General features: G+C 50.9%; 9 protein-coding genes. 4 read left to right on the forward strand and 5 right to left on the reverse strand.

Features of this window, described 5'->3' with window-relative positions:
• Window positions 1–19 precede the first annotated feature (19 nt).
• The 5 genes from IE117_RS18900 to IE117_RS18920 all read right to left on the reverse strand — a co-directional run bounded on the left by IE117_RS18900 (window position 20) and on the right by IE117_RS18920 (window position 6,992).
• Window positions 20–3,502, reverse strand: coding sequence for a SusC/RagA family TonB-linked outer membrane protein (locus IE117_RS18900; RefSeq protein WP_229581147.1), 3,483 nt, complete (start codon window positions 3,500–3,502; stop codon window positions 20–22).
• Between the two features lies 1 nt (window position 3,503).
• Entirely contained in the window at window positions 3,504–4,520 is a 1,017-nt protein-coding gene (locus IE117_RS18905) for a FecR family protein (RefSeq protein WP_189566079.1), read from the reverse strand.
• A 14-nt stretch (window positions 4,521–4,534) separates the two neighbouring features.
• Window positions 4,535–5,164, reverse strand: a complete 630-nt coding sequence (locus IE117_RS18910) for an RNA polymerase sigma-70 factor (protein ID WP_189566080.1) — start codon at window positions 5,162–5,164, stop codon at window positions 4,535–4,537.
• Window positions 5,165–5,548: 384 nt separating this feature from the next.
• Window positions 5,549–5,695: a RagB/SusD family nutrient uptake outer membrane protein gene (locus tag IE117_RS18915; RefSeq protein WP_189566081.1), complete on the reverse strand. Its 147-nt coding sequence runs from the start codon at window positions 5,693–5,695 to the stop codon at window positions 5,549–5,551.
• A gap of 133 nt (window positions 5,696–5,828) precedes the next feature.
• Entirely contained in the window at window positions 5,829–6,992 is a 1,164-nt protein-coding gene (locus IE117_RS18920) for a LacI family DNA-binding transcriptional regulator (protein WP_189566082.1), read from the reverse strand.
• Window positions 6,993–7,339: 347 nt separating this feature from the next.
• On the opposite strand from IE117_RS18920, the gene IE117_RS18925 reads away from it, so the two are divergent.
• The 4 genes from IE117_RS18925 (at window position 7,340) to IE117_RS18940 (ending at window position 15,025) form a co-directional block, all read left to right on the forward strand.
• Entirely contained in the window at window positions 7,340–10,366 is a 3,027-nt protein-coding gene (locus tag IE117_RS18925) for a SusC/RagA family TonB-linked outer membrane protein (RefSeq protein WP_189566083.1), read from the forward strand.
• A 27-nt stretch (window positions 10,367–10,393) separates the two neighbouring features.
• Window positions 10,394–11,890: a RagB/SusD family nutrient uptake outer membrane protein gene (locus IE117_RS18930; protein ID WP_189566084.1), complete on the forward strand. Its 1,497-nt coding sequence runs from the start codon at window positions 10,394–10,396 to the stop codon at window positions 11,888–11,890.
• Between the two features lie 244 nt (window positions 11,891–12,134).
• Complete coding sequence (locus IE117_RS18935; protein ID WP_189566085.1) at window positions 12,135–13,994, forward strand: FAD-dependent oxidoreductase; 1,860 nt, start codon at window positions 12,135–12,137, stop codon at window positions 13,992–13,994.
• On the forward strand, window positions 13,991–15,025 hold the full coding sequence (locus IE117_RS18940) for a hypothetical protein (protein WP_189566086.1): 1,035 nt from the start codon (window positions 13,991–13,993) through the stop codon (window positions 15,023–15,025). The genes IE117_RS18935 and IE117_RS18940 overlap by 4 nt, the downstream gene beginning before the upstream one ends.
• Window positions 15,026–15,103: the final 78 nt, after the last annotated feature.

Below are 15,103 nucleotides of genomic sequence, written 5' to 3' on the forward strand. Positions count from 1 at the left end.
ATGAAATGTTATTTATAGGTTATAGTCCAATGTTCAGTCCTACCATGAATACGCGGGGCTTGGGGTAAGCGTACAAGTCTACGCCCTGGTCAAAGGCGGCTCCTGAGGTGGAAACCTCGGGGTCGTAGCCTTGGAATTTGGTACTCAGGAAGAAGTTCTGCACGGAAACGAAGGCCCGCAACCGGTTCAGGTGCAGCTTGTCCAGGACGGTGTTCGGGAATCGGTAAGCCAGCAGAAGATTCCTTCCCCGCAGGAATGAGCCATCCTGTACCCGGTACGTATCATTATTGGTATTGTATCCTGCCGAAACAGGGCGAAGCTGCGCCAACGGTGTGTCCTGGTTCTCGGGAGTCCAGCCGTTGAGTACGGTTTTGAAGCTGTTGGCAATACCCACCCGGTCTTCGGCAGAGTGCTTACTACGGAACAGCACGTCGTTGCCGTACATGAATTGAAGGTCGACAGTCAGTTCCAGGTTGCCGTAGCTAAGGGTGTTCAGGAAAGTACCAAAGCCATCGGGAATACCTTTGCCGATTACAACCCGGTCATTATCATTAATTTTTCCGTCACCGTTGGTGTCCTGGTACTTGATGTCACCCGGTTTTTTAAGGTACTTGGCGGCCTCCGATTCTTCGCTGGTGTTCCAGGTACCCAAGTGCACAAAGCCAAAGAAAGAACCCACGGGCTCGCCTTCACGAATAATGGTGGACCCTGTGAAAATATCGGCACCGCCGGTCAGTGCTTTTACCCGGTTACGATTGACAGAGATATTGAATGTGGAATTCCAGGTAAACTTTGGCGTGGCAATATTGACGGTGTTAATCGCAAACTCAACGCCCTGGTTCACCATGCTGCCGACGTTCTGGCTGACATTAGTGAAGCCGCTGCTGGAAGGTACCGGGGCACTGAGCAGCATATTGGTGGTAAGTTTCCTATACACATCCGCTTCCAAAGTAATGCGGTTATTGAAAAGCCCCAACTCGACGCCGGCGTCCGTTTGCAGGGTTTTTTCCCAGCGCAGATCAGGATTGGCCAGGCGATTGACCCCGATGCCCACCTGACGGGCCCCATTGAATATTACCGAATAATTGCCCAGGCCAGCCAATGCCTGATAGGCTGTAATTTCCGAATTGCCCGTTGATCCAATACTCGTACGGACTTTCAGGTTGGAGATCGCGGGAATACTCTTCATGAAATCCTCTTCCGTGACCCGCCAGGCCAATGCCGCCGAAGGAAACAGCGCGTACTGGTTGGCGGACCCAAATTTGGAGGAACCGTCAATCCGACCCGTAAAGGTCAATAAGTACCTGTCCTTCAATCCATAATTAAAACGGCCAAAGTAAGAGTTCAGTCCGTAGGCACTTGTACTGGAAGAGGGAGCCACGGCAACTGCACCCGCGCCCAGATTGTTGAACTGGAAATAATCGTCCTGGAATCGTTGGGCCTGCGCCTGGGAAGTGAATCGATCCACGTGCTGCCAGGCCACGCCCAGCAGCGCATTGAATGAGTGGATGTTGGCGATTCTTGTATTGTAGGTCAGGTAATTCTCGAATTGCCAGGAATTGTGACGGGCGTTGTTGATGGAGGCATCGCCACCCTGGTTACGCGAAATGTAGTTGAGCGTCCGACCCCCGTAGTAGTCGATGCGCTGGTTGATGATGTTGGTGCCAAGTGTGGTGCGCAGTTCGAGTCCCTTCGCCAGATTAATGTTGGTGTACACGCTGCCCAGCATCGTCTGCGTTTTCACCAGGTAGATCCGCTCGGTAATCACCTGGATAGGGCTGCCGCCGCCTTCCATGCCGGGGTAGTTTTCGTTGCTGCCCCAGCGGCCATCGGGATATTTCACCGGAATAATGGGAAGCTCTTCAAGTACCTGACGCATGGGAATGATGCCACCCCCGCCCAACGGATCAACCTGGTTCTCGTTCTGGTCGTTATAGCCCAGGGAGCCGCCCACTTTCAGCCATTTCTTGATTTGACTGTCCATGGTAAAACGACCCGAATAGCGTTTGAGGAAAGATTCTTTCATCAGTCCTTCTTCGTTACGGTACCCCAGGTACAGCCCAAAATTATCCTTGCTGTTTCCACCGGAAAAAGCCAATTGGTGGTTCTGGGTTTTGGCCCGTCGAAACGCTTCATCCTGCCAGTCGGTATCGTACAAAGGCTTGCCATTGGCGTCGAACAGTAAAGGGTCAGTGCGCTTGGTCTTTGGATCGGTGAATTTTCCGCCTGCCCAGCCCACCGGATCGTACTTTTGGGCGTTCTGGTAGGCGATGTCTTCGGCAAGCAAAAATTCCTCCGAGTTGAGTAAAGGGATTTTCTTCGGTAAAACGCCCACGCTGAACTCCGTATCGTAGCTCACCCGGCCGCCATCGCTGCCGCGTTTGGTAGTCACCAGTATTACGCCGTTGGCTCCGCGCGCCCCATAAATCGCCGTGGCGGAAGCATCTTTAAGTACCTCCACCGAAGCGATGTCGTTGGGGTTGATGAAGTCTATTGGGGTACTTCCGTTAGCCAGGTCGGTGGCGTTGAGGATGACCCCGTCGATGACATAAAGCGGGTTATTGGCCACGCTCACCGACGTATTGCCCCGAATACGGATATTGGCCCGCCCCCCCGGACGACCCGAGTTGGTCGAAACATTCACCCCGGTGATTCGTCCGCTTAGTGCCTGGTTGAGCGAGGCAACCGGGCGCTCCCTAAGCGTTTCGCCCTTTACAGCCCCGACCGCCCCCGTCAGGTCGGATTTGCGCTGTACGCCATATCCCACTACCACTACCTCGTCCAGTGACTTGTCATCCACCGCCAGTCTGATTTCCAGCTCCGATTGATTGCCCAGTAGAATTTCCTGCGTTACAAACCCTACAAAACTGAACACCAGCGTGGGGTTAGGTTCCAACACGTCCAGCTCAAAATTCCCCTCATTATTCGTCGTTGTGCCGCGTGTGGTGCCTTTCACCACAACGCTCACACCGGGCAGGCCCGCGTTGTTCTCGTCGGTAACGGTACCGCGCACAATCCGCTTCGGCGATTCTTCTGCTTTTTCAAGCATCGTTATACTGGGGTAGTTTACCAAAGCAGGACCCGTAGAACTATTCTCGTTGGTCGTTCTGGCGTCGGCTTTATCCTGGCTCGTTTGTGAGCTGCCTGGGAAGAATTTACCTGACTCGGTAATCACAAAAGTGTTTTTTCTGACCTCTTTCACTTTCAAATTTACCGGCTGTAGAATCCGGTCAAGGTTTCGCTCCACCGATTGGGAATAATCAACCGCCCGCATATTTACAGTGCGTTTGGCAACCAGTCGATCTTCAAATATCAATTCGACATTGTAGCGGTCCTGCAATTCAAGCAAAACCGTCCGCAAGTGGGTGGTAACGGGCGCGCTTGCGACGGGTCGGGATTGCGGGACAAAGGCCAGAGTCTGAGAAAAACCGGCCAGGGACATTTGGCTGGTTACCAGAAGCGCCAGGCCCAGGGAGCGAGCGGGTATAGGGATTTTGTGCATTTTACAGGGGTTTAGAAATAGTTTCCTTAGTAGTTAAAACGATACGACCATTCTCTTTTTGAATTCGCAAATTCAGCACCTCCACCAGTACCATCAGAAGTTCCTCGGCGGTTTCGGCCTTGAAATTCCCAGTGATTGTGCGTGTTGCAATTTCGTCGCTGCCAGGCTGGAGAACGACGCCAAAATTCTCCATCATAATGGCGCAGATTTCCAGTACCGAAGTGTTGTCGAATGCGAAACGGTGTTCTTTCCAGGCAACCTCCTGATCCGTTTTACCGATGTGCCGCCGGGTTAAGCGGCCTTCGGGGTCAAGGGTTACCAGTTCACCAGGATTCATCAGTAGTTTTTTCTTACGGGAATCATTTTGGTAGTCTAGCCGGATTTTACCTTTGTTCAGCGCGACGCGCGTGCCCCGCGGCCGGGCGAATACCGTAAACTCGGTTCCCAGCACCTCCACTTGAAATTGCTCGGAGGTCTTTACTACAAACCGTTGGTCGTTTGGCGTGTGCCGGATTAAAAACTCGGCTTCTCCTTTAAGCATGACCTCCCGCACCTCATCATCGAATCCAAATCGGGGCACCGAGAGTGCTGAATTGGCATTGAGGGTTACGTGGCTGCCATCGCTGAGGTTGAAGGAAACAGTCTGTCCGTATCCCGTTTCAATATTCTTATAGAGAATAGTTCGGCGAAGTAACCACGCGCTTGCACTTAGCAGCAAAGTGATACTGGCGGCGATGGACCAGAATCGCCAGTTGATTGAGCGGCGGGGAGCTGTCTCTTGGGCCAAAGCGGGAGCTGCGGTTTTTTCCTCTTCGATTTGCTCCATGAGTCTGGCAAAGGCCCTGTCACCATCGGGTTGATACTGGGGTGACTGCAATTCCCATTCATAAACGCAGCGGTGGAAATACTCCGCGTTGGCCGTGACTTTGAGCCATTCTTCCACGGCTTTTTTTTCCAGGGGGGTCGCACGGCCCGCCAGGTATTCGAAGAGTGTGTGCTTGGGGATATCAGATTTCATCGGGAGAGTATCGTTCAGTGAGTCATCCAATCGTGCTGCAGGGCTTGTCGCAGGTGGCGCAGGGCTTTGGATATGTGAGCCTCTACGGTTTTTGGAGAGATGTGGAGTTCGTCGGCGATTTCCTGGTACTTTTTGTCTTCAAAGCGGCTTAGCAAAAAAACTCTCTGGCACTGTGCGGGTAGTTGTGCGATGGCCTCGTTCACTTTTAGATAAAGCTGGTTGTAATGGATCTCGGCATCGGGACTAACCGCCTGGGTGGCTTGTTGATTTTCGGAATCCGCACTCAGGGGAGACGTTCGGGCCAATTCGCGGCGCAGGTAGGTGTAGGCTTCATTGCGGACCGATCGGAAAAGGTAACTCAGGTATGAGGTACTTATCTTACTGTAAGCTTCAGACTTATAAAATTGGAAGAACACTTCGCCGACCAGATCCTCAGCGATCTGCTTTGAGTACACAAAGCGGACAGCATGGGAACACAGGGGAGCGTGGTAGCGGCGGAAAAGCAATTCAAGCCCGGTTCGGGCATCTTCAGCAAAGGTTTGTCGAAGTAACAGCTCATCGTCAAGCTGACGAGATGATCCCTCTGAGCCAGGTACTGGAGCCCTTTCTTTTTGAAAAATGGTTTTGGGTTTAGGGTCGATCATGGAGTCATTTTCACTAAGTACACTGATGACTCGCAATTCCTTGTTTACCCTTAGTCTTTTGGATAAAAAAAAGAAAAAATATTTTTAAAGGGATTTGATTTATATTCCTCATGGGTGGGTCGATGGGGGTACCGGCCCTGGCTTTTAAGAAAGTTAAGTAGCTAACAGAGGTGTACGACACTGCGATTGCCGTTCCGAAAATCTGGAAGGATGAAAGAGGAAGATAGGTGGAGTAGTTTTAAGTTTCTATGAAACAGACAGTTGTGGTGAATGTGGGGCAGGTTTTACTAAAAAACGAGACCGGGTTGAGGTTAACCTCAGCCCGGTCTCGAATTATCTTGGAAAAGAGACTTTTCAACTATTTCTTTTTAAAAACCCACACTTTTACCAGCCCGGATTTTGGATGAGTTCTTTGTTAAGATCCAGCTCCTTCTGTGGGATGGGCCACAAGTAGTCACGATTAGGCTTGAAGACGCGTTCGAAGGCCTGTACCTGAATGGTGTTCAAATTTCCACCATTGGTCCAGGTCATACCAAATATGCTCTGTGGCTTTGCTTAATTCATGCCGCCGAAAAAATATCTTTCAATCCATTTTCATTAAAATGGGCACAAAGCCTTGAAAGTGAATAAACTAAATTGGTTCTATTTGCTCATGCTTACGTGATTAACCTGCTGCTTTTATTGAAGATCCCCGCACCACAAGTTCAGCTTCCAGCACTATGGTTTGAGGGGAGAGATTCGCCTGCTCACCCCGCAGTAATCCCAGAATCAATTTCGCCGCTGCTTCGCCAATTTGGGTGGTGGGTTGCTTCACCGTAGTTAGGCCCTTCCCGATGTGGACGGCGATGGGATCGTCACTAAAACCAACTACCCCCAGCTCTTCGGGAATCCGGATGCCTTTTGCCTTTGCCAGCGCCAAAACTTCGATGGCCGTGGGATCATTGACGGCGAATATGGCATCCGGAGGTTGAGCCATATCCAGCAAATGCTGCCCGTAGATTAAAGCCTTCTGCGCGGTGAAGTCGCCGTGGATAACGAGTTCAGGCAGTAAAGGGTGGCCATACTTCCGCAATGCTTCTTGATAGCCACGCAGCCGCTCCTGGCTGATAAGAAGATTGGGTGGCCCTCCGAGGTGGGCGATGCGTCGATAGCCATTCAGAATCAAATGCTCCACTGCAGCGAAGGCGCCCCTGTAATCGTTTGCCACAACTTTGTGGGTTCCCAGGCCCTCAATCACCCGGTTAAAATAAACTACCGGAATATCCCTTTTTTCAAAAGACAGGAAGTGATCGTAGTTATTGGTTTCGTGGCTCATCGATACCAGCAAACCATCTACCCGATTGGCCAGCAACGCTTTGGTATTGGCGACTTCTGTCTCGTACGACTCCCCTGACTGCATAATCATCAGATTGTAATCGGCTTGCCGCAACACGCGCTGGGCGCCGACGATGACATTCGGGAAAAACTGGGTCAAAAATTCCGGTACCACAATGCCAATGGTATTCGTGCGGCTTTTTACCAGACTATGAGCCAGCTGATTGGGCTGGTAGTCGAGCTCAATCGCTTTATCAAGAATAGCTTTTCGAGTATTTGGATTGATGTCAGGATGGTTGTGCAAGGCACGAGATACCGTGGAATTGGAGACACCCAGGTCCTGGGCTATATCGATGATTGTGGTTTGGTGCCTTCCCCGTCGCTCGCTTCTCTCCTTTGGGTTGGGAAGGGTGAAGTAGTAAGTGCAATCCTTACAGAAAAAACGCTGCTTCCCGCGGACGAAGCCAGCTTTCATCAGGCTCTCCACCCGACCACATTTAACGCATGGTATCATATGTGAAATTGTACTTATCTTATTTTTGGTCTCGATTAAGCTTTGCTCTGCTTAAAAACAACGCAGATTACGAGTGTATGTATAAAGTACTGCTAAAATAAAGAAAATTTATGTATCGGTAACGTTTGCGAACACGTTGCCGATATTTATTGAACCTAATTTAGATTAATTGGTGATTTGGGAGGCTTGTTTCTCCGGCTACCTCATCCTATATTCATTAAATGTTTGATAAAACACCCGGTTTTAGCCTATTTCTTCAGTCATGATCAGGATTATATCATCAGAAAACTGAATCCAAAAATTGACTTTATTTAATATTTCTCTCAAAACCCTAATCAACTTTATATATGTACAGAACAATACGAAGATTTGAACCAAGAGTTCTGCTTTTGGCCCTGATGCTCCCTTTCTCGGTACTGGCGCAGGACATCGCGCTCAAAGGCACCGTTTCCGGGTCCGATGGCGAGGGGATACCCGGCGTGAGCGTTACCATTAAGGGAACTCAAAGAGGGACGATTACCAATACCGACGGAAGCTACACTTTACAGACATCTCCCGCAGCCACTTTGGCTTTTTCCTTTGTCGGGTACGTTAAACAGGAAATTCCGGTCAATAACCGTAGTACCATTAATGTTACGCTGGAAACGGACACCAAAGCGCTCGAAGAAGTAGTGGTGGTGGGCTATGGTACCCAAAGGAAAGTGGAAACTACCGGCTCCATTGCTTCGGTCAAAGCCGACGAACTGACCAAATTGCCCGTCACGAATGTGGCGCAAGGGTTGCAATCGCGGGTATCCGGCGTGCAGATCAACCAGAATTCCGGCGCTCCCGGCGGAAACATCAGCGTCCGTATTCGGGGGATCAACTCCATTAACGGTAATTCGGAGCCTTTGTATGTGGTGGATGGCATCCAGATATCGAATGGAGGAGGGATCAACGACGTAAGTCCGCTATCTACCATCAACCCCAACGACATTGAATCCGTAGAGGTACTTAAAGATGCTTCGGCTTCGGCGATTTATGGCGCGCGGGCGGCCAACGGGGTGGTACTCATCACAACAAAAAGAGGAAAAGCGGGCGCGACACGGGTCTCCGTTGAAAGCTACTACGGTGTGCAGCAAGTGACCAAAACGCTGGATGTACTTAATGCCTCAGAATTTGCCCAACTGGAAAACGAGGTATTTAAAAACAACGCTTACCCTAACCCCGAGTCTTTGGGTGAAGGTGTCAACTGGCAAAACCTGATTTTTCAGAAGGCCCCCATTCAAAACCATCAGCTTTCCATTAATGGAGGAAACGAGAAAACGCAGCTGGCGCTCTCTGCCAACTACTTCAATCAGGACGGGGTGATCATCAACTCCAATTTTAAGCGCTACTCTTATCGGCTGAATGTCGACCACAAAATCAGTGATAGATTCAAAATCGGCACGAGTATTCTGGGTAGTTATAACATAAGTAACGGCGTGAATGCCGGTGCTACCTCCGTGGGCGATGCCGGCGTAGTAACCACCAGCGTGTTGGGCGCCGCTATCGGTGCTCCTCCCACACTGCAACCGTACAGGGCGGATGGCTCTATCTTTCCTTTCGGCGAGCAGGCCAACGGGCAGTACCGGGAAGTAATCAATCCCCTGAATTTTACCCAGGTTCTTCAGCAGCGCGACATCAAGCGCACTTTGGTCAACCTGTTTGGTGAGTACCAGATTCTCCCAGGGTTAAGCTACCGGGCCTCCTTCAACGCTGATATTCAGAGCCAGTTGAACGATAACTACTCACCAATTTCCATTATCAATAAGGCGGATATTAATGCCAATTCGGGTTCGGCGGGGAAATACAACGGAAACTTCCTGGGTTTGCTTCATGAAAGTATTCTCTCGTACAACCATACCTTCAATGATATCCACAGCCTGCGCTTCACCGGTGTTTTTGCCTCGCAGGTGGAAAATTCAAACTACAATTCCATCAGCGCCAATGGCTTTCCCAATGATGCCACCCGCAACGAAGCCGTGCAATTGGCTCTGAACCGGACGGTGAACAGCGGCCGTTCCAAGCAGCGCCTCGATTCTTACATGGGCCGGTTGAACTACGGATTTCGCGACAAGTACTTCCTGGATCTGACGGCCCGGGTAGATGGTTCGAGTAAATTCGGAGCCAACCACAAGTACGGTTTCTTTCCGGCCATCTCGGCTGCCTGGCGGATCATCGAGGAAGATTTTATGCAGGATGTCAGCTGGATGTCGGACCTGAAACTGCGCGCCAGTTATGGTATCACCGGAAATGCCGGTGGAATCTCGCCCTACCAGTCGCTGGCCACGGTGAGTTCCGGTGGTGGCAATAACATCGGAGGCGTTTACCAAACAGCGATCAGCCCTACCGGCATCGCCAACCCGGATCTGCGCTGGGAAAAATCGGCTCAGACTGACATTGGTTTAGACATTGGTTTGTTTAATAATCGCCTGTCCATCATCATGGACTACTACTACAAGCGAACCGACGATCTGTTGTACGTGAAGACCCTGCCACTTTCGTCGGGCTACGGAAGCATCACTGGCAACTATGCCGCGCTGGAAAATAAGGGTTTTGAATTTGCAGCCAATGCCAATATCCTGAACGGTCCGGTGCGCTGGTCGGTGTCGGGTAATCTGACCGCCAACCGCAACAAACTACTTGATCTGGATGGAGGAACTACTCAGGAGCGTTTCGTGACTAACTCTTCCATTCTGAGTGTCGGCCAACCGCTGGGAGTGTTTAAGACCTACGTCTTTGACGGCATTAATCAAACGGGTGATGCCATCGTTCCTGGCTACGACGGCAGAGTAGGAGGGCATAAGGTGAAAGACCTGAATAACGACGGCGCCATTAATTCCGAAGATCAGATCATCACCGGAAACCCCAATCCCAAATTCATCTTTGGTGCCTCTACCAATCTGGAATACAAGAATTTCGATTTCAGCGCTTTTCTTTCAGGCTCACAGGGTAACGACATCTACAACATCAGCCGCTTGTCGTTCGAGAACCCGCTGGGACAACGCAATCTCTTGGCAGGAGTGGTGGACCGCTGGACCCCTACCAACCCCAGCAACCAATACGTAAGCGGTTTTGTAGCAGGTCGGCTTCCGATCACCGACTATGCTATTGAGGATGGTTCGTTTGTACGCCTTAAGAACATTACGCTGGGCTACACCCTTCCCGCGATCAAAGGAATCAGCCGGCTCCGGGTGTACGTCAGTGGCAACAATTTGCTGACCCTGACAAAGTACACGGGCTTTGATCCTGAGGTCAATACCTACGCCGGTTCCAACACGGCGATCGGGGTTGATAACCTGGTCTATCCCCAGGCGAAGTCATTCCTGGGTGGTATTCAACTTACATTCTGATCCGAACTCTTTAAATAGTAAACAATCATGAAAAAAAGATTCAAATCCCTATATAAGGTACTTCCAATGGTCCTGCTGGGCATAGGAATGACTTCCTGCGAGCTGGACGAAACGGTTTATTCCTCCATTTTTACCGATAATTTTTATCAGACCGGTCCGGATGCCGAAAAAGGACTCATCGCGGCGTACAGCGCCATGAGTGGCTTGTACGGTGGTCCGGCCGCCCTTCTGGTGCCCGATTATAGCGCCGATCAGGTCTATCCGCGGGCGGTTGTGGGCCGGAATACCCTGACCCTTTTTACCGTCGAACCTACTTACACCACCCAGCGGAGCGCCGGGCGTACGTTCGAATCTCCGCAACAAATCTGGGCTTCGTCGTACAGCGGCATTGAGAATGCCAACTGGATTATTCTCAAAGTACCCGACGCCACCATGGACGAAACCCGCAAGAAACAGATCATCGGGGAGGCGTATTATTTGCGGGCATTCTACCACTGGATGCTGACCAAAAACTTCGGCGATGTACCCATCAAAACGGAACCAAGTACTTCGGAATTAAAGGCGTATGTGGGCAAGAGCCCCAAAGCCGATGTGTATAAGCAGATTTACAGTGATCTTGATCAGGCATTGGCCGCTGGTTTACCCTCTTATCCCTCGGTGGAGAAAGGCCGCCCAACAAAGGAGGCTGTAAACGCTTTGTACGCCAAAGCTGCACTCTATAACGAAGACTGGGCCAAAGCGCTGGAAAAAGCCGATGCCGTACTCAACTCAGGAAAGTACCAGCTGATGACCAACGTGCTGGATGTTTTCGACTACCAGACGGAAGACGCCGCCCGCAAGGAAAATATCTGGGCGTACGAAGTTGATCCGATTTCTCCCGGCAATAGCCATCAACTGGTGGGGCTCACCGGTCCCTCGGGTAGCGGTGGGGTCGAGTACGCCCGTACTTCCTTCGGATCTATGTTTGCGTATCAGGCATTTTATAATTCGTTTAACGCAGCTGACAAACGCCGTCAATTGTTGGCGACTTCCTATATTAACAAAGCTGGAAATACTGTGCCTCAAAAGGATATTACCCCGATCACTACCGAGGGCGTATTGATTCGCAAATTCCGCGACCCGGAGTCGACGACAGGTACCATAGTGAATATACCCATCCTGCGCCTGGCCGATGTTTACCTGATTGCCGCCGAAGCTGAGGCCCGCCTGAATGGAGGAACCGCAAAGGCTTACGGATATATCAATGTGATCCGTAGCAGGGCCGGGCTGCCTAACCTGGCCGCCGGACTCAGCAAAGATGCATTTATCGACGCCGTGATCCAGGAGCGCTCCTGGGAGTTCTTTGCCGAGGGAGATCGCTGGTATGATTTGACCCGTACGGATCGGTTCCTTACGGTGATCCCAAAAGCAACCAATTCGGTGTATCCCACTCGCCCGGTGCAGGCTAAAAACAAGTACTTTCCGATTCCTCAGGACGAGGTGAATGCTAACCCGGAATTACAACAAAATCCTGACTGGCAGTAGAACCAGCGGGTTATACGATTTTTCTCATAGGTTAATTTAGTAAAGCGGCTCTTGCCGATCAGGGGTCGCTTTCTTGTTTTTCCCAAACTTGAGTTAAATTTATTTCAACATTCAACCGTGTTCTGTGGCTGCTTTTCGCCCTTTTGATCCAAGTACCATCCACCCAGGAGCATTTCCCCTCGCATTAATCCGTGTACCAGCGTTATTTATACACCTAGCTTCCAAACCCAACACAACCAATCTCATGAAACGTCTTATCTTTCTATTCCTGCTGTCCAGCCAATTCGCCCTGGCGCAAAAGCCTGCCACGGTTTTCGTCGAAGCCGAAAGTTTCGAGAACAAAGGCGGCTGGTCGATCGACCAGCAGTTTATGGACGTAATGGGCTCTTCTTTCCTGATGGCCCATGGCATGGGCCGCCCGGTGGAAAACGCCAGTACAACCGTCACATTCCCCGAAACAGGTACGTACAAAGTGTACGTCCGCACCCGCAACTGGTCGGCCCAATGGTCGGACAAGGATGCTGCCGGGCAGTTCCAGTTGCTGGTTAATGACAAACCGCTTGGAAAGACATTCGGCAAAGACAACGAAAAGTGGAGCTGGTCGGAAGGCGGAACAGTGAAAATCACCCGGAAGGAAAACAAAATTTCCCTAAAAGACCTGACGGGCTTCAATGGCCGCTGCGATGCCATTATTTTCACCAGCGTCCCCAATTTCAAGCCCATAGAGGATAAGGAAAGACTAACCGAGTACCGAAACGCCTATTTCGGCTTTGACAAGAACCCTAAAAATGCCGGTACGTTCGATTTTGTGGTTGTGGGTGGCGGCATGGCCGGTACCTGTTCGGCCATCTCGGCCGCCCGGAAAGGCATCAAAGTAGCTTTGATCCAGAATCGTCCCGTACTGGGAGGCAACAATAGTTCCGAAGTTCGGGTCCACCTGGGTGGACGGATTAATCTGGAACCCTACCCGGCGCTGGGAAACCTCGTCAACGAAATAGGCCCTTCGGAGGGCGGTAACGCCCAGCCAAAGGAATATTATGAGGACGATAAGAAGATGGCGGCCGTTCTGGCCGAACCCAACATTTCACTTTTCCTGAACTACCACGCCAACAAAGTGGAGACCAACGGGAGTAAAATCGAAAAGGTGTACGCCACCAATATCGAAACCGGCGAGAAGGTATACTTTGAGGCACCGTTATTCGCCGATTGCACGGGTGACGGCACAATTGGTTTTCTGGCAGGAGCCGAGTACATGACGGGTCGCGAAAGCCGCGATGTTTACGGCGAAAAAACGGCTCCCGAAGTGGCTGACAACCTGACGATGGGTGCTTCGGTCCAATGGTTTTCGGAGAAAAAGGATCATCCCGTTTCCTTCCCCGATATAAAGTGGGGATTGCCCTGGAACGAGGCAAAGGCTGAGGAAATCACCAAAGGCGACTGGGAATGGGAAACCGGCATGGGACTGGATATGACCCTGGATTTTGAACAAATCCGTGATTATGGAATGCTGGCGGTCTACTCCAACTGGTCGTACCTGAAAAACCGCGCTGAAAACAAGGAGAAATTTGCTCATGACGCCCTCAAATGGGTGGCTTATGTAGCAGGAAAGCGCGAGTCGCGGCGATTGAAAGGCGATTATGTATTGATCGAACAGGACCTGACCGACCAGCGCGTGTACCCCGACGGCACCGCGCCTACTTCCTGGTCCATCGACCTGCATTATCCTGATCCTGAGAACTCCAAGCTATTCCCCGGCGCGGCGTTCAAGTCCATCGCCAAGCACATCAAGATATATCCTTATCCCATTCCGTTCCGCTGCCTGTATTCCAAAAACATCGACAACCTGATGATGGCAGGGCGCGACATCAGCGTATCGCACGTGGCGCTGGGTACCGTGCGCCTGATGCGCACCACGGGGATGATGGGCGAAGTGCTGGGCATGGCCGCTGCCATTTGTAAGGAGGAAAATACCACGCCTAGGGGGCTGTACCAGAACTACTTCCCGAAGCTGGAAGCGATGATGATCGAAGGGGTAGGTGACCCGACTTTACCGAAGGATCAGGATTACAATCTGGGTGGTACTTTAATGGAGGTAGTTAAATGAAGTTGATCGTTTCATTTTTGATGGGACTGGCTGGCCTGCTCACGTATTTGGGAAACAGGCCCGGCCCTGCCTTTGAAATTGAAACGAAAAACGGGGGTTCATTCGAAGTAGAGGAGGTGCGTTGGGGCGATAAACTGGCGAAGTATTCGGCGAATATCATGGCCCCGGTCTGTGAGGAGGGAATCTGCTACAATGTGAATGTCGTCTTCAATTGGAATTTGATTGGCGAGTTTATCGACTACCAGGTGCAGCCCTACGACCCTCTCACCAAGCTGGATCACAAGCCCTTTACGCTGGCGGACTACGCCAAACTACAAGGCATCCTGACCAATCACGACCTGATTTTTACAGGCCTTCCGGCGGATGAACTGGTGGTGAAGGCCGAAGAAACCGTGGATGGCTACTCCGGAGCGACCATCGAGGCCATCAAAGACGAAGTGATCGATGGGGCGCTGTTTACCTGCTACACCCTTTGGCATATCGCCAATGGGGCCGTCGTGGACTCGATTCGGCAGCACACGCAGCGGCAGCTCGATAAACCGATGATTGCGAAAATTATCGGCTACAACACCGCTTCGGCCAACTACTACCTGATTGACCATATGTCGGAGACCCAGTTTGCACAGAACCTGCCGGAGATCATCGGGTTGATCCAAGCGGGGAAGGGGTACTTTCCTAAAAACGCCATCGAGAAAATCCCCGAAAAACTGTTTGGCCGGCAAGAGATGCAGGATTTTTTGATCCAGAACTACGACTCGCTTTCGTATTACACCCAGGTGGCAGCACTAAGCAAACTACAAAATGTGCCGTTGCAGAAGGATCTGACCAGCATGCTTCTTACTCAGATTAGTGACAGGAACAGTATTCAAAATCAAAAAATCATTGCGCTCATTATCAGGAATAACGATGAGGAGGCCATAAAAAAAATGGTCGATCATTTGATCGAAAAAAAGATCAAACTCTCGGCAGCCAACTACCAGTTGCTCCAGAAACATAAAGTAGCCGGGGTTGAAGCTCTGGAAAAAATTTAAAACGAAATACCGCGCGCCGGGGAAGTTTACGTCCTGAAACTACCCAATGGCGATTGATTTTCAATCCTGCACTATCCA

The sequence above is a fragment of the Persicitalea jodogahamensis genome (assembly GCF_014651615.1).
GTDB classification, from domain to species: domain Bacteria; phylum Bacteroidota; class Bacteroidia; order Cytophagales; family Spirosomataceae; genus Persicitalea; species Persicitalea jodogahamensis.